Origin of the sequence: Actinomyces sp. Z16 (assembly GCF_003111765.1) — a bacterium.
GTDB lineage: Bacteria > Actinomycetota > Actinomycetes > Actinomycetales > Actinomycetaceae > Actinomyces > Actinomyces glycerinitolerans.
Window position 1 is genome coordinate 749,357 of record NZ_CP027862.1, and the last position, 22,497, is coordinate 771,853.

Sequence of the window (22,497 nt, forward strand, 5' to 3'; positions counted from 1 at the left end):
TCATGAAAACAACTCTCACTCGCCGTCACGCCATCGGGCTCGGTACCGCCCTCCTCACTGCCGGCGCTCTCGCCGCCTGCGGACGCCAGGGAGGAGGGGCGTCGGGCGGTGGCGCGGACTCCCTTACCCTCTGGCTCGGCGCACTCGAGGACTCCCAAAAGCAGGACATCGACCGCCTGGTTGCCGCTTTCGAAGAGGCTAACGGCGTGACCGTCAAGTACGAGACACACTCCACCGACTCACTCAAGGAGTCCATGCGTCAGGTCTCCGGCACCAACGCTGGACCGGACATCTACTGGTACTGGGAGGGACCGGGACTAGGAGGAGATCTTGTCGAGGCGGGTATGAGCCTGGACCTGACCGACTATTACAAGCAGTACAGCTGGGAGGACCGCTTCACCGCCGCATCCCTGGCGGGCATCACCCAGTACGGCGGCTACCACGGCATCCCCTGGACCTTGCAGGCACAGGGCCTGTACTACAACAAGACCTTGTTCGAACAGGCCGGCATCGCCGCCGAGCCGACCACCTATGACGAGCTCATCGCCGCCTGCGACGCCCTCAAGACCGCAGGCATCACGCCGATCGAGTTCGGCGGCACCGTCAACTGGCACGTCATGCGTCTGCTCGATTCACTGATCGAAACCAAATGCGGCGCCGACGTCGCCAGAACCCTGGTCACCGACAAGACGGGCTGGGACACCGAGACAGGTGTAGCCGAGGCCTTCACCGAACTCAAGACCTGGGCGGATAACTACTTCAACGCAGGCTACATGTCCATTTCCAATGACGACTCCAGCCTGCTGTTCTGGAACGGGCAGGCAGCCATGGCTCTGGAGGGCACGTGGTTCGACGCCCAGTGTGTGGACAACGGAATGGACCCCGAAGAGGTCGGCATCTTCCCCTTCCCCACAGGAACCGGACGCCTGTATGGATTCGGCGAGGGCTTCTACATCAACGCCAACACCGAGAAGGCTGACCTGGCCGCGTCATTCCTCGACTTCGTCACCTCGGCTGAACAGATGGGCGGCAGCGGCGGTGCCTGGGCGGCTGTGAGTGTGAATAAGGACGTCGAAGTCTCCGAGGCCAACCCACTCGACGCACTGTGGCCCCCGATCCTGGAGTCCTCGGAGGAGATGTACAACAACTTCGACCAGGCCCTCAGTCTGGATGAGACGACCGAGTACTGGCGCATCCAGAACGCCGTCCTCATCGGTGATATGGCCCCGGAGGAGGCCGGCCCGGCCATGCAGAAGTTCATCGACGCCAACTCCTGATCGGCCGGTACCGCGCGAGCGGACAGGCCAGTTCAGGTCCGATCCGCGCAACAAGCTCAGCGAAAGAACTTCTCATGGCAACAGCTCAAACGGCGTCAGCGCCCGTACGGGCCATCAAACAGCACCGCGTGCTGCGTTCCCTGCCCTACCTGGCCCCGGCGGCCCTGCTGTACGGCATATTTCTGCTGTATCCGATGATTGACTCGGTACGGCTGTCTTTCTTCTCCTGGTCCGGCTACGCCACCGCCGCCCAGGAATTCGTCGGGCTCAAGAACTATCGGTACCTGCTCACGCAGGACACGGTGTTCTGGACTGCCCTCAAGAACTCAATGATCTGGGTGGTGCTATCGGTAGCCATCCCCATGGTGCTGTCCCTCCTCATGGCCCTAGCCCTCAACCAGCGCATATGGGGGCGCAATGCCTTCCGCTCGATCTTCTACATCCCGAGCGTTTTCGCATCCATCACGGTGGCAGCGATCTGGCGGTGGATCTACAACCCCACCATGGGCGTTATCAACCAGGTACTCGAAGCGGTCGGTCTGGGCGGACTGGCCCACGAGTGGTTGGGTGACCCACGCACCGCCCTGTACTCCATCTTTGTCGCCTCGGTATGGCAGGGGGTCGGCTTCAACATGGTGCTCTTCCTCGCCGGTCTGCAATCCGTGCCGGCCGAGCTCGTGGACGCGGCCAAGGTTGATGGGGCGGGCCGTTGGCAGGTCTTCCGCAACGTGACCTGGCCCGCGCTGCGACCGACGACCGTCGTCGTTGTCATTCTGACCATTATCAACTCGCTGAAGGTCTACGACCTGGTGGTCGGCATGACCGGGGGAGGGCCGGCGCAGTCCAGTCAGGTTCTCGCCCTGTGGTCGTACCAGCAGTCCTTTTCCAACCACAACTTCGGGGCCGGTGGTGCCGTCGCCACCGTCCTGCTGATTCTCTCGCTGTGCCTGGTGGTTCCCTACCTGGCCTGGTCCATGAAGGGGGAGGACTGAGATGACTGCTATTCCTGTGGCCCGCACCGCCGTCGGCTCCGATGCCGGGGCAGTCGCCGCACCGAACCGGCCGCCGCGCGACTGGGTCACCATCGGCCTGTGGGTCGCGCTACTCATCACGGCTGCGTTCTGGCTGGTGCCCTTCGCCGTCATGCTGCTCACCTCCTTCAAGAGTCGAGCGGACCTGGCGAGCGGATCTACGCTCGGTTTGCCCTCGCAGTGGCTCTGGAGCAACTATGCCGACGCCGTCGACACCGGTGACTTGTGGATCAGTGGCAGTAACAGTCTGCTGGTCTCGGTCATCAAAGTGCCGTTGGGCCTGCTGCTCGCAGCACTCGCGGCCTACGCATTGGCCCGTATCCATATGCGGCGGGCCAAGTGGGTCGTCGCCGTCTTCGCTGTCGGCTCTATGGTGCCCATCCAGGTTGCCCTCGGGCCCATGTTCCAACTGCTGCTGAAGGCGGACTTGCTGGACACCTACGTGGGCTTGATCCTGCCGTACCTCGCCTTTGGCGTGCCGTACCAGGTCTTCATGCTCTATGGCTCCTTCCGAGCCATACCCGATGAGGTCGAGGAGTCCGCCCGGCTCGACGGCGCCTCCACCTTCCGCATCTTCTGGCAGATCTGCTGCCCGTTGATCAAGCCGACGCTGGCTGCTCTGTTCGTCCTGGATTTCGTGTCTACCTGGAACGAGTACGCCATGGCCTCCACAATTCTGCAATCAGGATCGATGGCGACTATCCCGCTGGCCGTGCAGAACTTCTCCGCCCAGCACGGCACCGACTACGGGCCGCTGAACGCCTTCATCATTATGACTGCGATCCCGGTGCTGATCGTCTACCTGCTCTTCCAGCGCTATTTCGTCTCCGGTGCCTTCTCCGGGGCGGTGAAGGGCTGAGCGCGCCGGCCGCATCGACGGGCTCGGCGTCGGGCGATCGACGGGGAGCTGGGGGTGGGGCGTCCGGTGACCAGCGGTGTCCGAAATGGTGACAAACGTCGGACTCGGTGCCCGGATTGGTTTTCGCAGCCGCATGATTCCAACGTTTCGTGAGTCGTGGGCCGACGTCCCGGGCTCGTTTGTCACCGTTTGTGACAATGCGGGTGCCGTCATCCATCATCAACTGGCCCTTTCAGGAACTAACAGGGGATAATGACGAAACCGTAACGTACGTCGACCCGTCACGCCAGGTGCCTTCGAGACCCTGGGGCGCGCGAGGGACCCCGGAACCCAGGCAGCGTTAAGGTGCCGCCAGCGTCGGCACTACCTTCAAAGGAGAGAATGATGCTCAAAGGAATCAATACCCTGATGACGCCCGAACTGCTGGGCGTGCTGGCCCGTATGGGGCATGGCGACGTCATCGCCGTCGTCGATTCCAATTACCCCGCCTACGCCACCGGCCGGCCGGTCATCCCCATGCCCTCGCTGAACAGTCCCGAGGCCGTGCGGCTGGTGGTTGAGCTCATGCCGCTCGACACCTTCGTCGACGCCCCCGTGCGCTACATGGTCGGCGAGGGCGACACCGAGTTGCGCGAGGTGACCCGCGACGTCCTCGCCGTGGCCACGGAACTCGAGGGCCGCGAGATCTCCGGTTCCGCAATGGAGCGCTTCGATTTCTACGAGGCCGCTCGCTCCGCCTCCGCGGTCATTCACACCCAGGAGACCCGGCCTTACGGCTGTTATCTGCTCACCAAGGGCGTGCTGCCGAGCTTTGGGCCGCAGGACTGACAAGGAGGGGACGATATGTCCGCGCATGTAGTTGTAATCGGCTCCATCAACCAGGATGTCACGGTCACCGTTGACCGCTTCCCAGAGCCGGGGGAGACCCTGTATACGCGCTCCCTCAGCTATCGGCTCGGCGGCAAGGGTGCCAACCAGGCCGCCGCGGCAGCCCATGCCGGCGCCCGCGTCCGCTTCGTCGGACGCGTCGGCTCTGACGCCGCCGGCCCAGCGCTGCGCGAGGAACTTGCCGGTCATGGTGTCGATGTGAGCGGCCTGCTGGTAGATGAGGGGACCACCGGCTCCGCCTTCATCACCGTGTCCGCCACCGGGGAGAACACGATTCTCATTGACGCGGGTGCAAACGGCCGGGTCGCCTCCGAGCAGGTCGACGCCGCAGCTCTGCAAGCAGGAGACGTCGTCGTCCTCCAGGGTGAGATTCCGGCCGCCGCCAATGCGGCCGCCATCGCCTCCGCTCGCGGGGCCGGGGCGACGACGATTCTCAACCTCGCGCCGGTCTACGGCATCGCCGCGGAGGATCTCGCCGCGGTGGACATCCTCGTGGTCAATGAGACCGAGGCCGGTCTGGTTCTCGGTCGTCCCGCCCCGCGCGGCGCTGCGGAGGCGCTTGACGCCGCCGCCCAGCTGACCGAGCGGGGGCCGCGTCGCGTGCTGATTACGCTCGGGGGCGCCGGCGCCGTCTGGTACGACGCCGCGGTTGCCGGTGGTCCACAGGCCGCACACGTTGACGCGATTTCCGCGGGTCCGGTGGTCGACACCACCGGTGCGGGGGATGCCTCCGTCGGCGCGCTGGCGGCTGCCCTGACACTTGGGCTGGACTTTGAACGGGCCGTGGCGGAGGCCATGCGGGCGGGTTCGGCGGCGGTGCTATCCGCAGGCGCGGCCGCCTCCTACGGTGCCATCGAACCCATTGGGATCTGAACCGCAGCGGCGTGAGTGCGCCACAGAAGCTCGGGGCCCGCCGGACGTCGGCTGGCCCCGAGCTGTTTCTGCGCTCGTGTCCCTCCCAGGAGTCAACCGCCGTTATGAAGTTGACAGAAACGAGACCGCGGGCGACACTAGAGTTGTCATTCATGGACGAATGAATATGTCAACGCAGGCGGATCGTCCCGAATCCGCCACGACAGAGCGAGGAGGCTCAAGCGGTGGCACGAACTAACAAGACACGACGCGGGCGCCCCTGGGGTGTCATCTTCAAGGTCGTCGGAGCGGTGGTGATACTCGCCATCTGCTTCTTCGGTACCACCTTCATGACCCCGGAGGAGGCGGAAGCCGTGCTCACAGCCGGATCGACGGATCCCGTCGCATACGCCAACGAGCACTACGACTCCACCATTGCGTACGTCAATGACAACGCCACCGACCTGGCGGGGCTGCTCGAAGATCTCCAGGAGGACGAGGAGGGCACCAGCGAGGAGCTCGGCCACCGTGACGGTGAGGCCGCGTACACCTTCGCTGTGACCACCACCGGCACCGTGGAGGAGGGCGGCTTCGGCCAGGTCAACCTAGCGGTCGACGGCGTGCCCTCGGGGGTCACCGTCTCCGTCCAGACGGGTCCCGCCGTGATGGGCACGGCTCTGCGAGACGTTACCGGTGAGGTCACCTTCGACATGTTTGAGAACCAGATCGACTACGCCCAGGTGGGACTCTCCCTCAACGATCCCCTTAAGGCAGGAGTGCTCACCGAGAACGACCTGAACTCCATGATCGGCCAGAAGATCACGGTGGTCGGCGCCTTCGCATACTCCGATTCCGCGCACGTCGTCATCACCCCCGTCTCTATTGAGGTGGCGTCATGACCGTAAGCGAGAACGCCCCCGTCGTCCTCGCCGGCCGCGACATCACCAAGGCCTTCGGGGCGACTCACGCCTTGCGCGGCGTCGACTTCGAGATTCACCGGGGCGAGGTAGTGGCCCTCATCGGAGAGAATGGCGCCGGCAAGTCCACCCTGATGAAGATCCTCTCCGGAGTGCAGCCGCCGACCTCTGGCACGATCGAGCTCGACGGTGAGCCCATCACCTTCACCGACACCACCGATGCCGTTGCGCACGGAGTCGCCATCGTCCATCAGGAACTCAACCTCTGTCCCAATCTTTCGGTGGTTGACAACATCTTCCTCGGCCGTGAGATCGCCTCACCTACAGGCATCTCGCGCTCCCGGCAGCGGGAGCAGGCCGCCGCGGCGCTCGCACGCCTGGAAGAGCCGATCGACCCCAACGCCCTCGTGGGCGACCTGCGGCTGGGGCAGCAGCAGCTCGTCGAGATCGCCCGCACCCTCGTCGAGGGGGCGCGCGTGCTCATCATGGACGAACCCACATCGGCGCTCTCGGCCACGGAAGTGAAGGTGCTCTTCCGCATCATTCGCGAACTGACCGCGGACGGCGTCGCCATCGTCTACATCTCTCACCACATGGACGAGTGCCTCGAGATCGCGGACACCGCGGTCATCCTGCGCGACGGCCGGCACGTGGCCACGGCGCCCATGGCGGACGTGGACCTGCCCTGGATCGTCAAGACCATGGCGGGACGGGATCAATCCGATCTGTTCACGGCGATCACCGCTACTCCCGGCGAGCCGATCCTGGAGATAGAGGACCTGGTGGTGCCGGATCCCGCGAACCCGTCGCGCATCGCGGTTGACAACCTCTCACTCACGGTGCGTGAGGGGGAGATCGTTGCCATTTATGGGCTCATGGGTGCCGGGCGCACCGAACTGTTGGAGACGCTCGCGGGACGGCATACCGCCGCATCCGGCCGGATCCTGCTCGATGGGCAGGACATATCCAATGCTCCAATCGGCGAGCGGATCGACGCCGGACTCGTCCTGTCCCCGGAGGATCGGCAGGCCGACGGCATCGTCCAACTCATGAGCGTGGGCCGCAACATGAGCCTGGCGGCGTTGCGCATCCTCACCCGCAATGGGCAGGTCAAGCGCAAGCAGGAGGCCAAGGAGATCAATCACGGCATCGAGGCCGTCCGCATCAAGACCGAGTCCCCAGGCATCGGGATCACCTCCCTTTCCGGGGGCAACCAGCAGAAGGTCGTCATCGCCAAGGCGCTGATGACTGCACCCCGCATGCTGCTCATGGACGAGCCCACCCGCGGAATCGATATCGGCGCCAAGTCGGACATTTTCTCCACCATGGCCGAGGTGGCGGGAACCAAGGTCGGCGTCCTCTTCGCCACCTCCGAACTGTCCGAGGCGCTGGGCGCCTCCACCCGCCTGATCGTCATGGCCCGCGGACGCATCGTGGCCGACTTCGACCCGCGCACCACCACCCGCGACCAGGTCATGGCCGCGACCGGCGAACAGATCACAGCTACCGACGACGACGCCGCGAGCGCAGACAACGCCGCGACGAGTGACACAAAGGACGAGGACCAAGCATGACACCCGCATCCACCCACAAGTCCGGCCTGCGCATAGGCAATCGGAGCATCGGCGAGTTTCTGATGGCGCAGCGCGCCTTCATCGCCCTGCTCGTGCTGATCGTCATCTTCGCCTCGCTGTCCAACTCCTTCCTGACGGCCACCAACCTGGTGACCATGACCAAGCACGTGGCTTACAACGCGCTGCTCAGCCTGGGCATGCTGCTGGTCATCCTTACCGGCGGCATCGACCTGTCCATCGGATCGATCGTCGGCCTGTCCGGCGTTATCGCCGGCGTCATGCTCAAGGGCATGCACCTGTCGGTCTTTGACATCAACGCCTACCCGTCGGTGCTGGTGGTCGTCATTGTCGCCTTGGTGGTGGGCACCTTCGTCGGTGCGATCAACGGGCTGCTGATCACCAGATTCAACGTTGCCCCCTTCATCGCCACCCTGGGCACCATGTATATGGCGCGCGGCGCGGCGCTGCTCATCTCCAAGGGAGCCACCTACCCGGACCTGGCGGGCGAGGAGGCCTTCGGCAACACGGGATTCTCCTTCCTGGGGGTGTCCCGGCCGCTCGGATTGCCCACCAGCGTCTGGCTGATGATCATCTTCGCGATCGTCGTCGCCCTGGTGGTCGCCCGCGCCCCCTTCGGCCGCTGGCTCTACGCCGTGGGCGGCAATGAGCGTGCCGCCGAGCTCTCCGGTGTGCCCGTCAAGCGGGTCAAGATGCGGGTGTACATGGTCTCCGGCTGCATGGCCGCCCTGGCCGGACTCATCATCGCCTCCGAACTCACCGCCGCCGCACCGGCTGCCGGTGAGACCTATGAGATGAACGCGATCGCCGCCGTCGTCATCGGCGGGGCTTCGCTTGCGGGCGGGCGCGGGGACGTCAAGGGCGCCCTCATCGGCGCCTTCGTCATCGGCTTCCTGAACGACGGCCTGGTCCTCGTGGGCGTGTCCTCGTTCTGGCAGACCTTCCTCAAGGGCCTGGTCATCGTCCTGGCCGTGATGCTCGACCAGGGGCAGCAGCGCCTCGAGCGTTCTCGTGCCGCCGCCCAGGCCGCACAAGAAGTCAAACGGGAGGCCGCCCGCATTCAGCGGGCCGAGGTCAGTCCCGGCGACGCCTCCGCCTGATCCCGTCGAACTGTGAAACAAGCAGAGAAGAAGCGGAACCCATCATGACATCTACCATCACCTCCATCAGCTCGTCCATGAGCCCGATCCCTCGCCGCACCGTATTGCGCGCAGGCGCATTCGGAGCGCTCACGATCCCCCTCCTGCCCGGCCTGGCCGCCTGTTCCGCGGGCGGTGACTCCAACTACTTCGCGGTCATCACGCCTTCGCATGACAATCCGTTCTTCAAAACGGAGGCCGAGGCGGCCGTTGCCGCCGCTCGGAAGCTCGGCTACACCGCCGACGCCTTCTCCCACGACGACGACGTAAACAAGCAGTCCGAGCTGTTCGACTCCGCGATCTCCCGGAATGCCGCGGCGATCATCGTGGACAACGCGGGCGCCGACTCCACCGAGGGGGCGGTCCGCAAGGCCGTTGAGGCGGGCATCCCGGTCTTCTTGATCGACCGGGAGATCAATACCTCCGGCCTTGCCGCCGCACAGATCGTGGCCAACAACTCCCAGGGTGCAGCGCTCGTTGCGGAAAAGCTCGCGGACACCCTCCAGGGGGCGGGTCGCTACTACGAGCTCTTCGGACGGGAGACGGACACCAACGCCCAGGTCAGGTCCACGGCCTTCCATTCCGTGCTCGACCAATATCCGGACATGGAACTGGTCGGTACCGAGACGGCCGACTGGGACCAGCAGCTCGGTTATCAGAAGGTCGAGACGCTGCTCCAGCGCGACGCCGACGTCCAGGCGATCATCTGCGGCAACGACACCATGGCGGTGGGCGCCGTCGCCGCGGTGCAGCAGGCCGGTAAGACCGACGACATCCTGGTGATCGGCTTCGACGGCTCTCCGGATGCTGTCAAGGCGATCAAGGAGGGCACGATGCTCGCCACCGGTATGCAGCCGGCTGTGCACATCTCCGAGATGGCCGTGGAGCAGGCGGACGCTTTCATTAAGAACGGCGAGACCGGGAAGAAGGAGAAGCAGCTCGTGGACTGCATCCTGATCGACGGGTCGAACGCTGATCGCTACACGCTCTTCGAACTTGAAGAGGAGTGAGTGTCGGTAGCTCGCGCCGCGGTCAGAGGAGGTCCCGGGCCGAATCGGCTTCGGCCCGGGGCTTCCCAACCACGGCGGCACCTGCTAGGCTCACATCTAGATTCAACGAGGAATAAAAATGCCAAGCGCTGGTCGCGCTCGGCACGCAGGAAAGGAGGCGCTGCATGAGCGATGCGGCTCGACATGCGCCCGGGGGAACGGCAGGTCCCTACGTCCTCGCCCTCGACGAGGGCACTACCAACGCCAAGGCCTTCGCCATCGCCCCAGACGGCGCGATCCTGTCCTCCGGCTCGGCTCCGGTCGCCGTCTCCTACCCACGCCCCGGCTGGGTGGAGCAGGATGCGGACGCCGTATGGGCCGCCCAGTGCGCCGCCATCCGGGAGTGCCTGGCCGGGGTCGTGGGCACGCCGGTCGGCATCACCATCTCCAACCAGCGTGAGTCCGTGGTCGCCTGGGATGGCGTCACCGGCCGGGCGTTGGCCCCGATGCTCGGTTGGCAGGACTCTCGCACCGCCGAGTTCTGCGACTGGTTGCGTTCCCCGGAGCGTGAATTCGCCGTCGCCTCCACCACCGGCCTGAGCCTGGATCCCATGTTCTCGGCGCCCAAGATGCGCTACCTGCTTGATCAGGTCGGTTCGGGGCCGGTGCGCATCGGCACCGTGGATGCGTGGCTGGTAAGCCGCCTGACCGGTCAGTCCGCTTACGTCATTGAGGCCGGCAACGCCTCCCGGACGCTTCTGTTGGACCTCGCCGCGCTCGACTGGTCGCCCGCCATGTGCGAGCTGTTCGGCATCGATCGTGCCGCGCTGCCCGACGTCGTCGCCTCCAACGCCGTTTTCGGCGTCACCGCCGGGCTGGACTTCCTGCCCGACGGCGTGCCGATCGTGGGTGTGCTCGGGGACTCCCATGCCGCCCTGTTCGGCCACGGCTGCCGCAACACCGCCGAGGGCAAGGCCACCTATGGCACGGGCTCATCGGTGATGATTCCCTCCGGCACGGACCGCTCCGTCCGCACCGGGGTATCCACCACCTTGGCCTGGCTCACCGACGCCCCCATGTACGGGCACGAGGGCAATATCGTTGCCTCCGGCACCGCCATGGACTGGACCGCCCGCCTGCTGGGCGTGAAGCCCGGCCTCGAGTTGGATGAGCTGGCCGCCACCGTGCCCGACTCCGGCGGCGTCAGTCTGGTGCCCGCCTTTACCGGACTGGGGGCTCCTTGGTGGGACCGCCAGGCCGTTGGCATCATCTCCGGGCTCACCGCCGGCACGAGCCGTGGCCACGTCGCGCGCGCCGCCCTTGAGGCCGTCGCCCACCAGATCGCCGACGTCGTGGACGCCCTGGACACCTCCGACCTGCAGGTTCTCCACGCCGACGGCGGCGCCACCGCCTCCCGCCTGCTCATGCAGTGCCAGGCGGACCTGCTCGGCCGCGACGTGGTCGTGGCCGCCAACGCGGAGGTTTCCGCCCTGGGTGCCGCCCTCATGGGCTTCACCCGACTGGGTTGGGAGCTGCCGGCGGTCGCGCAGCAGGAGGGCAGTCGCTACCGCCCGGCCTTCGAGGACGGTGCCCGCGCGGCCGCACGCTCACAATGGCGCGACGCGCTGGCTCGCTCCCGGGCCGTGCCCGCCTGACCGGCGGTCATCAACCAACCATCCGACAAGATCACCAACACCGATACACCGACACAACAACGACTGGAGTTGAACAAACAATGTCTGACACCCCCGTTTTCGGCGCAGGCCTGTGGAACTTCGCCACCTACGTGGACCGTTACGCCACCGACGGCTACGGCGACCCCCGCTCCACCATCGAGCAGATCGAACTGGCCGCCGAGGTCGGCGACATCAGCTACGTGGACCTGAACTACCCCTTCACGGCCGGCGTGAGCCTCGACGACGTCAAGGCGGCTCTGGAGCGCACCGGCCTGAAGGCCATCGGCGTCACCCCGGACATCTACCTGCGTGAGCACCAAATGGGCGCCTTCACCAACCCGGACCCGGACAAGCGGGCCTCAGCCATGGCGATCATGCAGGGCGCCGCCGACGCCGTGCGCGAACTCGGCGCCCGCTATGTCAAGATCTGGCCCGGGCAGGACGGCTTCGACTACCCCTTCCAGGTGGACTACCGGGAACTGAACCGGCTGGCCGTGGAGGGCATGCGCGATCTGGCCAAGGCCAATCCCGACCTGAAGTTCGTCATCGAGTACAAGCCCCGCGAGCCCCGCACGCACATGTTCTGGTCTTCGGCGGCCAAGACCGTGCTCGGTATCCAGCAGATGGGTGTGGACAACGTCGGCGTGCTCCTCGACTTCGGACACGCCCTGTTCGGCGGTGAGGCCCCGGCCGAGGCCGCCCAGCTGCTCATCGACCACGGCCTGCTGTGGGGCATGGATGTCAACGACAACTACCGCGGCTGGGACGACGACATGGTCGTCGGCACCGTCCACATCACCGAGATCTTCGAGTTCTTCTACACGCTGAAGAAGAACGGTTGGGAGGGGGTCTGGCAGCTCGACCAGTTCCCCTTCCGGGAGGACGTGGTGGACAACGCCCGCACCTCCATCCGCTTCCTCAAGGCCCTGCACCGCGCCCTGGACAACCTCGACGAGGCCGCCCTCGCCGACGCCCAGGCCCGCCAGGATCCGCTTGCCGCGCAGCGGGTCGTGCAGGACGCGCTGTTGACCTGCATGGCCTGAGGCTCCGGGCCGCCCCATCACGCCCAATGCTCTAGGAGTAAAGAACCATGACAGTTTCTGTTGAACTGCCCGTAGTCGGGCGCACCACGCCCGACATGAGCCGGGAGGAGGTGATCGCGCACATCAAGGAGGGAGCGCGCCTCATCCGCCGCAAGGACCTCACACTGGTGGCGAATGCTCGCATGGGCCACCTCGGCGGTGAATTCTCCATCACCGACGTACTGGCAACCCTCTACCTCCACGTCCTGAATGTGACCCCGGAGAACCTGCATGACCCCGAGCGCGACCGCCTGATCCTTTCCAAGGGACACGCGGCCTGCGCCCTGTACACCACACTCGCCGCAGCCGGCCTGCTGGATGTGGCCGAATTGGAGACCTTCGTGCAGCCCGAGTCCCGACTCAACGGCCACCCCAACCGGCTGTATGTGGATGCCGTGGAGGCCAACACCGGGCCGCTGGGGCACGGTCTGCCGATCGCCGTCGGCCAGGCCATCGCCGCCCAGCTGGTCGGCTCTCCCCGCCGTGTATTCGTCCTGACCGGTGACGGTGAGCTGCAGGAGGGCTCCAACTGGGAGGCACTCATGTTCGCCGCCCAGCGCGGCCTGGCGAACCTCTGCGTGGTCGCCGATCGCAACCACCTCCAGCAGGGCGCTACCACGGAAGACACCAACGATCTGACTCCGCTGGATGACAAGGCCCGCGCCTTCGGTATGGAGGTGGTGGATGTTGACGCGCACGACATCGGCGCCCTGCTGGATGCCTTCGCCGCCGTACCAGCCGCCTCCGGCAAACCCACCTTCATCATCGCCCACTCTCACAAGGGACACCCGATCTCCTTCATGTCCGACGCCGTCGCCTGGCACCACAAGCTGCCCACCGACGCCGAGGTGGAGCAGGCACTAGCAGAACTGGAGGCACTGGCATGACCGCCATCGCCGAAGCGAACGCCCTGTACGACTGCCGTGACGCCTTCGCCGACGTCCTGACGGAACTGGGGGAAGCGGACGAGCGCGTCGTCGCCGTCGTCAACGACTCCGTGGGCTCCTCCAAGCTCGGGGGGTTCGCCAAACGCTTCCCCGAGCGCATTATCAATGTGGGCATCGCCGAGCAGAACCAGGTGGGCGTGGCCGCGGGACTCGAGGGCGGCGGCCGGCTACCGATCGTCTCATGCGCCGGCTCCTTCCTGTCCGCCCGGGCGATGGAGCAGGTCAAGATCGACGCCGCCTACTCATACCGGCACATGGTGCTCACCGCCCAGAGCCCGGGCCTGGCCTATGGACAACTCGGCAGTACCCACCACAGTGCGGAGGACGTGGCGTGGATGCGGGTCATCCCCAACATGACGGTGATCGTTCCCGCCGATCCGGTCGAGACCGCTGCCGCCGTCCGCTGGGCGGTTACCGAGCACGACGGCCCCGTCTACATCCGCATCTCACGGATGAAGGTGCCCGCCGTACACGCCGATGACTATGTGTTCACCCCGGGACGGGCAACCACGCTGCGCGATGGTGACGACCTGACCATCATCACCAATGGCACCGTGCTGCACCGGGCACTCGCCGCTGCGGACGCACTTGCCCAGGAGGGAATCCGTGCGCGCGTGCTGTCCATGGCCTGCGTCAAGCCGCTCGATGAGGACGCGGTGCTGTCCGCCGCTCGTGAGACGGGCCGGATCATAACCGCCGAGGAGGGACTCACCGCCGGTGGGCTCGGGGGCGCGGTCGCCGAACTGGTAACCGCCAACCAGCCCGTGCCGGTGAAGCGAATCGGCATCCCAGACACCTTCGCGCCCACCGGCTCGGAGGGCTGGCTCATGGACCACTGGGGGATCAGCGCCGACGGCATCACGGCCGCCGCCAAGGAGCTGCTCGCCTAGCGGATACCCGGCGTGACCTGAACGCGGCCGGGACCAGGCGAAAAACCTGGTCCCGGCCGCAACCCTTTCCCCGAAATGCCCTTAATCGCGATAAGTTTAGGCTCTAAGCCCTGCTGCGGGGAAAGGAACCACTCCGGTGAACGATGATGCCCAACTGCGGCTGATGGCCCGCATAGCACGCATGTATCACGAGCGCGGCATCAAGCAATCAGAAATCGCGGCCGAGCTGCACGTCTCCCAACCGCGCGTCTCCCGGCTGCTGAAACGTGCCGCCGACGAGGGCATTGTGCGCACCGTTGTCACTTTGCCCGCCGGTACCTTCACCACCTTGGAGGAGGAGATCGAGGCCCGCTACGGGCTGGACGAGTGCGTGGTGGTGGACGCCGGCGAGGACGAGACCACGATCGAGAACGCGCTCGCGGCAGCCGCAGCCACCTACCTGGAGACCACGCTCACCGGCGGCGACGTCATCGGATTGTCGTCCTGGAGCGCCACCTGGCTGGCGGCGATAGAGAGGCTGCAGCCCTTCCGAACCCAGGTTGCCTCCGCCGTCGTACAGCTATTCGGCGGAATCGGTAACCCCACCGTGCAGGTAAAAGCCACCCGCATGATCGATCTACTCGCCCGGGCCACCGGTGCCGCACCCGAGTTCTTCCCCTCGCCGGCCGTGCTGGGTACGCCGGCCGCGGCCGCCGAGCTGCGCAACGACCCCTCCGTCATTCACATTCTCGAACTACTGCCGCAGGTCACCATTGCGCTGGTGGGCATCGGTAGCCTCGAGCCCTCCGCGCTGCTGCGCCAGTCCGGCAACATCTTCTCCGACGCCGACCATGAGGAACTGCGCGCGGCAGGCGCCGTTGGAGACGTGTGTCTGCGCTACTTCGACGCCGACGGCGCCCACGTGGACTCCGACTTTGACCGCCGCCTAGTGGGAGCCGACGCCGATCAGCTACGCGCCATCCCGCGCAGGGTGGCGGCGGCCGGCGGGAAGCGCAAACACTCCGCCATCCACGCCGCCCTACGCGGCGGCTGGGTGAACGTGCTTATCACCGACGCCGCAACGGCACGCGCACTGCTGGAGGAATGACGCGACTGACGACGGGCGGCGGGGCGAGAACACACCATCGCACCCTTCCCACACACGGGAAAGGTACAGCGCACACGGCCCGACAAACGAGCCGCTTCTCGACCTACCCGGCCAGGGCAACAGCCTCTTCGATGAGATCGGGAGTCTTCTTGATGGCCACGCTCGGGTCTACCTCGAGGAGCCTGCCCGCGTCGCGCTTCTCGTCAAAGCGTTCCTCCATCTCGATGCCAACGGCAACGGCCAGGATGGCGACATCCGCCTCGTCTACCTCGTCCTGTTCAATCTCATTGTCAATGCCCATGCCCCCCTGGGTCTCGACCTTGCATTCGATGCCACGCTTGGCGCACTCCTGCTCGATGGCTTCCTGGGCCATGTAGGTGTGGGCGATGCCGGCCGTGCAAGCGCAAACTGCGACGATCTTCATGGCATAATTCCTTTCTGTTTTCGTGATTGTTCTGGAAGTTCTACGTACTGTTCTTCACTGCGTGCCCTCCAGATGGCGAGCACGTGTCATCGACTCTATTGCTGTTCCTAGGCGCCGGCCTCTGCCACAAGGCGTAGCGTCCTTCTGACCTCCTCCACGCTCTTAGATGCGATGAGACGCTCGACATACGGCCTGCTGCCGACGAGGCTGTTCATCATGCGATAGAAACTCGCCAAGCCTCGTGACTTCTTCTGTCCTATCGAAAGAAGGAAGACTAGCTGGGCGTCTTCGCCGCCCCAGTCGATCGGGTGTCTGAGGACGGCCAGGGCGAGAATGTCCTCGGCTCCCACGGCCCGAATCGGGTGCGCGATGGCAACCAGGTTGCCGAAGGCCGTCGTGCCGGCTTCCTCGCGTTCCAATACGAGCTGCTCGAAATCATCGGGCAGGTCGGCACAGTCCTTCATCTTGCGACACAGGAAGGAGATGACTGCTTCCTTGCTCTCAAAACTCCCCCAGAAGACCAGGTCGGGATTAATGAGTTCCGTCGCGAGGCGACTCATTCTTCCTTCGGAGAGTGCGCGCGTAATGTTGCTGACGTCGCGATCGGCGAGAAATGTGGAGACTTCGACGATTGGCACCGGGATCGGATGCTCGATGGTCACGGTACTGAATGCATAGTCGATATCGCTGAAGTCGACCCGGCCGAGTTCGTGTGCACTCGTCGTCCCGACGATGTTGAGATATCTGCCGAAGAGATCGCGAATCCTGTGCGCGAGCATCTCGGAGGATGCCCTTCCGCTCCCGCACACGACCAGCACGTTGTCCTTCTCATCGGTTTTGTCGCGATGACGGTCGAGAGCGACCGACAGGTACATGGCCACATAGGCGACCTCGTCCGCGGGCACGTCGTATCCCAATTCCCCCTCGAGAACGCTGCAAGCAACGGTCGCCATGCTGAATGCCAGCACATAACTGTGGCGGATCTCATCAAGTAGCGGATTCACGGAAGGCAGTCCGTACTTCATGCGCGTTCTCAGGGGTGCCAGATGCATTGCGAGGGTGGTGACCAACTCAATGTCGTAGCGCAAGTCGATTTGATAGCTCTCGCGCACTCTCTCGAGCATGCTGAACGCCAGGCGCGTATTCTCCTCGGTCACTATCGTGTTCGCCGTCGCGTCGTCGAGGCTCACGATCTGTTTGCCGGAGAGGCGTGCCAGAAAGTTATACGCCTCGCCCTGGGGAAAGCTGACGTCATATGCGTGTTCGACCTGTTCCAATATCTCGGTCGCTACGTCCATACTGCCGCCCTTGGTCTCCCGTGCCAGCTCGGAGATCATCTGCGGGTCCAGTTCGATGCGATTGCCCATGCGTACGCGTTTGATCGCGATGTACAGGTGCACGGCAAGATTCTCGACGGCAATGTCCGAGATTTGGAAATGATGGTCGGTCACTTGCCTAGTGACAATCGCGCGCAGGGCTGCTAGCTCGTCTCCTTCGGCGCTGTCGTTATTGAGGCAGACTACTCTCTTGAGGTGGGCAAGACAGTTGCGGATGCCCACTTCCTCGCCGTGGACTCTCATCCCGTGATATGCGCGGTTGTCGATGGTTAGATCGAATTCGCCCAGAAGTTGGCGTACCTCCCGCATATCCCGCTTGAGAGTGGAGCGGCTGAAATGCAGCATGTCCGCAAGGTCGTCCAGCAAGACCGGCTTCTCGACGGTCAGAAGGTACTCCGCTATCTGGCGAGTCCGTTCGTCCTGGGTTAGGTCCGACTGCTCGTACTCGGGACGATAGAGGGAATACCTCTGCCTGTTGCATACGACCAGCGTCACGCCCTTTCGCGGGGTGGAGGTTACTCTCGCTCCCCATGTGCGGAGCTCATCGTTGAGTTGTGCAATGTCGGACCGGATGGTTCGCGAGCTCACGCCCAGCACTTGGGCAAGGTGCGAGGTGGTTACGTACGAATCTTCACGTATGAGGCCGAGTAATTCCAAATAGCGCCTCACGGCTCAGTTCACCTCCTGTATTGGTCTAGTCCATGATGCGGGCGGCCTACGTCTCGACCCGTCTTTCGCTACTTCCCGTCGGTGTCCAGCTTGGGCTTGATGAGGAAGAGGATTCCGACTATGGCCAGAGCGCCGATGAGCATGTCGACCACATACCAGAGCTGTCCCTCGTAAACGCCGGGGATGGCCACGATGCCGCCAAAGGCCACGACGGATGAAATGCCGTGCACCATGCCGATGCCGCCGGCGATGGCCGTTCCGATCGCGCAAGCAATCCAGGTGCGCTTAAAGTCTTTGCCGGCAAAGGGTATGGCGCCCTCGGTTATACCGGAGGAGGAAAGGAACAGGGCGGAGATGCCCAGGTTGCGATCCGCCTTGTCATAGCGGTCGCGAAGGATAAACGAGGCGAGTGCCATGCCTAGGGGCGGGATGGCGCAGCACATGCGGAAGACGCCGTTGGGGCCATAGAATCCCTCGGCCATGAGAGCGATGGTGAAGGCAGTGGCAGCCTTGGAGCAGGGGCCGCCGAAGTCTGCTGCGGCAAGCACGCCGATGGCAATGCCCAGAGGTACAGCGCTCACCCCGTTCAGCTTGTACATGACGTCTACGATGACTTGTACGAATGCGTTCAGTGGGTAGGTGAGGCAGTAGGTGTAAACGACGCCACATATAAAGGTCGTGACCAGTGGGACGAGGAAGGTGGGCATCATGGGCTTGAGCACATCTGGGACCTTCCAGCTCTTCGTCCATTTTACGAAGTAGCCCACCATGAAACCTAAGATGAGGGCGCCGAGGAAGCCAGTGGAAATTTGGCGGGAACCGATGGGGTTGTTTGCCACGTATCCTAGGATGAAACCGGGCGCGAGTGCGGGCTTGCTGCCCACGCCGTATGCTATGTAGGCGCAGAGGACCGGTACCATCATGGAGAAGCCGGCTTGGCCCAGGTCGTAAACGTTTTGCCAGAACTGGTTGGAGGGGACAATGGCGCCGTCTTCGATGCGACCGGTGATGAGTGTTAGCGAGAACAGCATGCCGCCCGCGATAATTACGGGTAGAAAGTACGAGATGCCCGTGTTGAAGTATTTGAAGAGCTGAGCGCCCAGGCTTGCCTTCTTTTTGGTCTGTCCCAAGCTCATTTGACGATCTCCTTCTCTACGTCCTTGAGAATCTCAAAGACCTCTTCCTTTGAATCGGTGCCGAGCAGCCTGTCGCGGAAAGCTTCGCGTACGAGTCCCTTGCTAAGCTCCGCAAGTATCCTCAGGTGCAAGTTCCCCGCCGCCGCCTCCGGGACGCCGATCATGAAGACGTGGGTGGCGACCTCGCCATCCTCGCCCCAGGTGACGCCCTTCCCGAGACGCTGGTAGATGACGAACGGACTCTTTACGATGTCGGTCTTGCCGTGGGGTATGGCTACGCCGTGGTCGATGTAGGTGCAGAATGCCGCCTCGCGCTCCTTGACCGCGTTGGCAAACCCCTCGACGCTATCGACCTTGTTGGCGACGAGCTCGGCCATCCCCTCAATGACGGCGTCTTTCGACGCGTACTCGGTGTCGCTGAAGACGATGAGTTCCTTTTCGAACACTATACCAAACCTCCTTGTCTGGTCTTCGGCTGCGCCTGATGTGCTGGCTCCGGGCGCCGCTTAAATTGTTCGCGGTGACCGTGGTTGCGTCGATGCTACGTGGTCAAGCGGGAGATGAACAGCTCGAGTGTTTCCACATTGAATGTGGAAGTCGTAAGCCTGGTGTGGCGATACAGGTTCTCGGTGCTGGCCTATTGGTTCGATCCGACGGTTCTGGTGGCTGTCAGAATTTGCTGGTGTTAGCGTTATATCCGCTGATAGGCGATACAGCTTTTCGTGCTCGAAGAGTCGCGTGGCTGCCGGTATCGCGGCGCCCGGGGCGGTTGCCGGTATCGCCGTGCCGGGAGACGGTTGCCGGTATCGCCGTGCCGGGAGACGGTTGCCATCTGCTACGTCGCTTCACCGTCTGCAACGCCACTTCGGGGTTAACAACGCCGGTTAACGGTCTACTGAAGGGCTCCGAGGTATACAGCAGACCGTTAAGTAGCGTTGTTAACGTCGGACCCGCGTAGCAGACGCCCCAGTCCACTCGCACACCCGACCCAGACTCCCGACCGGCCCGTGGACACCACACCCCTAGGCAGGCAGAGCCCGTTAGTTGGCGTGGTACTCCCGAACCGGCGTGGTGGGATGACGCCTGATCATCGCGCGCGCACCGCCTCCAGCCAATTCACCTCGCCATGCACTGTCGCCGTGATTGCGTCAAGCTCGGCCGCGTCCACGTCCCCGGCGGACTGGGGCGTTGGCGTGAGCAGAAGCGTATGGGCAACGGCTGACTCACAAGCGGGCCAAGAGGCTACGGAGCCGGTTCCCTGGCGGCCGCACGGTTCGCCGTCGGCGGCGAAGTTCGCCCAGGTCGAGCCGATCGTGCGGGATAGAGCCCGGGCCTCGTCACCTCCACCATTGAGGCCCCGAGCCGCCTCCACATTGCCGAATGCGAGTGCGACGTCTAGCTCGTGCGTAGACATATAAACGCCGTCGTCCACCGGGGTCCGCCAAGTTATGCGGTAGCGCCATGTGGGCGCACCGCCGTGTGCCTGTGCCCAGGCGACCCGTCGCTGGACCGCGGTGCGCGTGTGGACGCAGAAGGCCAGGTCGGAGGAGGCCCTCAGCGCCAGTTCGTAGGGGGACGCGCTCGGATGGGAGTCTTGCAGGGCGGCAAGGAATTTGTCCGCCACCTGCGTGCCCAATTCACCTGTCAATGCCCGATGCAGTCCGTCGAGCCCCTGGGTCGCGAGCTCGTCGTGACTTCCTGCGAGGAACAACGCCGCCTCGGTGTCGAGATCACCGATGATTGCAGGCACATGGGCGGACAATGCCAACGCGCTAGGCGCGAATGGTGCGCAGGGCAGTGTGCTTCCGTCGATGACAGGGGAGAAAGTGGTCATGGAGGTGCCCGCGGCGGCGAGCGACGCACGCATGAAGTCTTGGATCGGGAGCTTAGCCAGCTCGGTGACAGCGGCGTCCCCGGGAAGTCCGGCGCAGACACGCAGATGGCGCCCGGTCCGCAGGGCATCGTCGAGCGGACGCGCCAGCGTGGTGGCACCAGAACACAATACGGCGCGGTGAAACAGCCCGGCCGCGGACGGCATAGCCATAAGAATGGAGATCTTCATGGCCCCGCCGCTCTGACCGGCCACGGTAATCCGTGAGGGATCGCCGCCGAAGGCGGCGATGTTGTCTCGTACCCAGGCCAGCATCGCCACAATGTCGAGCATGCCGACGTTGCCGGATTCGGCATAGGGGGAGTTCGGCTCCGTCGTTGGATCAACTACCTGCGTGTAGCCGAGCGCGCCGAGTCGATGATTGAAGGTGACGACCACCAGGTTGTGCTCACGGGCAAGATGAGTGCCGTCGATGGAGGGCGAGGAGCCCGAGTTCGAGGAGTATGCGCCCGAATGTACCCAAACCAGTACTGGCCTGCCGGGGTGGTCGGGTTGGTCCGTGCGGGCGCCGTCAGTTCCGTCGCCAGAAACTGAAGCTTCCTGAGACAAGCGTGCAGGTGTCCACACGTTCAGGAATAGGCAGTCCTCGTCCTCCGGCAGATTGTCGGTGAGTCCGATCTTCTGCAGGAAGGGATTCAGGGCGCGATCGACACCGGTGTCCGGGTGATCCTGTGGGCAGGTGGGACCGAACTCGAAGGCATTGGCAACATCTGTCCAAGGCTGTGGCGGCCGGGGTGGTTGGAAGCGGTAGGTTCCGGTGTCGGCGCCGTAGCGGATGCCCTTGAACGCGGCGACGCCGTCCACCACCCGTCCACGGACCGGACCATGGACGGTGGAGATGACTATGGAGTTGTACACGCTGCCTCTTCCTTTCAGTTCTCCAGCCACTCGGCCAGGACGGCCAGGGAGTCGAACATGTCGTCGAAAAGGAGTCGGTTGTCGATGCGCTGGTAGCGGCGCATCGGCCGGACGTCTTGCGGGTAGCGGTAGGTGCCGTCCTGCGCAATGCGGGGCGTGGGGATGACGTCGTAGTAGGAGGAGGCGGCGTCGGGCTCGAAGGTGGTCTGCAGCGAGGACAGCAGCACCAGCGGCTGGTCTCCGAGCACGTAGGTGGCGCCGGGGTGCGTCATGCCCGAAACCATCTCGCGCACCTGGTTCAACTCACCGAGCAGGTAGGCGCCAACCGTTCCCGCGCGAGCGCAGCCGCGGCGGATGGTCGGCATGGAGACGGTGGCGGAGCGGTAGACGTCGCGCGGAATCTGCCAGATGCGCGCCTCGGTCTCATTGAAGACGTAGCGGGCGCTCGCGGGATCGAGTGCCAGGTTGTATTCCATGTCCGTGCCGCCCTCGGGCACGTACGCCAGTCCGGCGTGTTCCCCGCCGCCGATCCAGACGAGCGTTAGGCGCTCGGCAATGGCCGGCTCCGCCTTGAAGGCCCGGGCGACGTCGCCCAGCGAGCCGCCGGCCACGAGGAACAGCGGGCGGTCGTCGTCGCGCAGCGCCTCATCAATGATGAAGCGGGAGGCGGCGGTCTGGTCGGCGTAGGCGTCGAAGCCGCGGTCGTCGCCGTCGTACAGGTCGACGCCGGTCACCCCCATGGTCGCCAGCAGCGTCTCGACGCGCTCGTGGCCTGCGCGCACGGAGGAGTCGGTGCGATTCCACGGGTCGTCCTCGCGCAGTCGGGAGATGACGACGCCGCGTACCTCGGTGCCCTCGACCAGCAGGTGGTGGGCCAGCGCGAAGAGGTCGTCGGGATCGCCGGCGAAGTCGTTATCGATGATGACGCGGGTGCGGGGAGCCACGCCGGGGAGCCG

General features: G+C 64.5%; 20 protein-coding genes and 1 pseudogene. 14 read left to right on the top strand and 7 right to left on the bottom strand.

The genetic code is table 11. The annotated features are described in order from the left end of the window. Positions 1-2 precede the first annotated feature (2 nt). From C3B71_RS02965 to C3B71_RS03030, 14 genes are all read left to right on the top strand, one after another. Complete coding sequence (locus C3B71_RS02965; protein ID WP_108969478.1) at positions 3-1,277, top strand: ABC transporter substrate-binding protein; 1,275 nt, start codon at positions 3-5, stop codon at positions 1,275-1,277. 74 nt (positions 1,278-1,351) lie between these two features. Next, on the top strand, positions 1,352-2,269 hold the full coding sequence (locus tag C3B71_RS02970) for a carbohydrate ABC transporter permease (protein WP_073327698.1): 918 nt from the start codon (positions 1,352-1,354) through the stop codon (positions 2,267-2,269). Between the two features lies 1 nt (position 2,270). Further along, entirely contained in the window at positions 2,271-3,167 is an 897-nt protein-coding gene (locus tag C3B71_RS02975; protein ID WP_108966049.1) for a carbohydrate ABC transporter permease, read from the top strand. A 381-nt stretch (positions 3,168-3,548) separates the two neighbouring features. After that, entirely contained in the window at positions 3,549-3,995 is a 447-nt protein-coding gene (locus tag C3B71_RS02980; RefSeq protein ID WP_199912559.1) for an RbsD/FucU family protein, read from the top strand. Between the two features lie 15 nt (positions 3,996-4,010). After that, on the top strand, positions 4,011-4,928 hold the full coding sequence (locus C3B71_RS02985) for a PfkB family carbohydrate kinase (RefSeq protein WP_108966053.1): 918 nt from the start codon (positions 4,011-4,013) through the stop codon (positions 4,926-4,928). A gap of 224 nt (positions 4,929-5,152) precedes the next feature. Next, on the top strand, positions 5,153-5,806 hold the full coding sequence (locus C3B71_RS02990) for a DUF2291 family protein (RefSeq protein WP_108966056.1): 654 nt from the start codon (positions 5,153-5,155) through the stop codon (positions 5,804-5,806). Next, on the top strand, positions 5,803-7,398 hold the full coding sequence (locus C3B71_RS02995; protein ID WP_108966058.1) for a sugar ABC transporter ATP-binding protein: 1,596 nt from the start codon (positions 5,803-5,805) through the stop codon (positions 7,396-7,398). Before C3B71_RS02990 ends, C3B71_RS02995 begins: the two co-directional genes overlap by 4 nt. After that, positions 7,395-8,516 carry an ABC transporter permease gene (locus C3B71_RS03000; RefSeq protein WP_073327691.1) on the top strand — a complete coding sequence of 374 codons (1,122 nt, stop codon included), beginning with the start codon at positions 7,395-7,397 and terminating at the stop codon, positions 8,514-8,516. The genes C3B71_RS02995 and C3B71_RS03000 overlap by 4 nt, the downstream gene beginning before the upstream one ends. 44 nt (positions 8,517-8,560) lie before the next feature. Continuing rightward, on the top strand, positions 8,561-9,565 hold the full coding sequence (locus C3B71_RS03005) for a D-ribose ABC transporter substrate-binding protein (protein ID WP_199912560.1): 1,005 nt from the start codon (positions 8,561-8,563) through the stop codon (positions 9,563-9,565). 164 nt (positions 9,566-9,729) lie between these two features. Beyond that, entirely contained in the window at positions 9,730-11,199 is a 1,470-nt protein-coding gene (locus C3B71_RS03010) for an FGGY-family carbohydrate kinase (protein ID WP_108966060.1), read from the top strand. 80 nt (positions 11,200-11,279) lie between these two features. Continuing rightward, positions 11,280-12,263, top strand: coding sequence for a sugar phosphate isomerase/epimerase family protein (locus C3B71_RS03015; RefSeq protein ID WP_073327688.1), 984 nt, complete (start codon positions 11,280-11,282; stop codon positions 12,261-12,263). A 47-nt stretch (positions 12,264-12,310) separates the two neighbouring features. Further along, positions 12,311-13,189 (top strand): transketolase, encoded by an 879-nt coding sequence (locus C3B71_RS03020; protein ID WP_108966062.1) that lies wholly within the window; start codon positions 12,311-12,313, stop codon positions 13,187-13,189. Further along, positions 13,186-14,139, top strand: coding sequence for a transketolase family protein (locus C3B71_RS03025; protein ID WP_073327686.1), 954 nt, complete (start codon positions 13,186-13,188; stop codon positions 14,137-14,139). The genes C3B71_RS03020 and C3B71_RS03025 overlap by 4 nt, the downstream gene beginning before the upstream one ends. A gap of 136 nt (positions 14,140-14,275) precedes the next feature. After that, entirely contained in the window at positions 14,276-15,226 is a 951-nt protein-coding gene (locus tag C3B71_RS03030) for a sugar-binding transcriptional regulator (protein WP_234416068.1), read from the top strand. A 103-nt stretch (positions 15,227-15,329) separates the two neighbouring features. Here C3B71_RS03030 and C3B71_RS03035 read toward each other — a convergent pair whose 3' ends face one another. The 7 genes and pseudogenes from C3B71_RS03035 to C3B71_RS03060 form a co-directional block, all read right to left on the bottom strand. Further along, a complete protein-coding gene (locus tag C3B71_RS03035; protein ID WP_073327685.1) occupies positions 15,330-15,650 on the bottom strand; it encodes a PTS fructose transporter subunit IIB in 321 nt (106 codons plus the stop codon). A gap of 107 nt (positions 15,651-15,757) precedes the next feature. Continuing rightward, the gene (locus C3B71_RS03040; RefSeq protein ID WP_234416069.1) at positions 15,758-17,482 is read right to left on the bottom strand and encodes a BglG family transcription antiterminator; all 1,725 of its coding nucleotides are present in this window, start codon (positions 17,480-17,482) and stop codon (positions 15,758-15,760) included. 9 nt (positions 17,483-17,491) lie between these two features. Then, a pseudogene (locus C3B71_RS16870) lies at positions 17,492-17,656 on the bottom strand (HTH domain-containing protein); the annotation flags it as partial. A 68-nt stretch (positions 17,657-17,724) separates the two neighbouring features. Then, positions 17,725-18,792 (bottom strand): PTS fructose transporter subunit IIC, encoded by a 1,068-nt coding sequence (locus C3B71_RS03045; protein ID WP_108966066.1) that lies wholly within the window; start codon positions 18,790-18,792, stop codon positions 17,725-17,727. Beyond that, positions 18,789-19,238 (bottom strand): PTS sugar transporter subunit IIA, encoded by a 450-nt coding sequence (locus tag C3B71_RS03050; RefSeq protein ID WP_073327680.1) that lies wholly within the window; start codon positions 19,236-19,238, stop codon positions 18,789-18,791. Before C3B71_RS03050 ends, C3B71_RS03045 begins: the two co-directional genes overlap by 4 nt. A 641-nt stretch (positions 19,239-19,879) precedes the next feature. After that, positions 19,880-21,541 carry a carboxylesterase/lipase family protein gene (locus tag C3B71_RS03055; protein ID WP_159097627.1) on the bottom strand — a complete coding sequence of 554 codons (1,662 nt, stop codon included), beginning with the start codon at positions 21,539-21,541 and terminating at the stop codon, positions 19,880-19,882. A 14-nt stretch (positions 21,542-21,555) separates the two neighbouring features. After that, positions 21,556-22,485 carry a nucleoside hydrolase gene (locus C3B71_RS03060; RefSeq protein ID WP_159097628.1) on the bottom strand — a complete coding sequence of 310 codons (930 nt, stop codon included), beginning with the start codon at positions 22,483-22,485 and terminating at the stop codon, positions 21,556-21,558. Positions 22,486-22,497 lie beyond the last annotated feature (12 nt).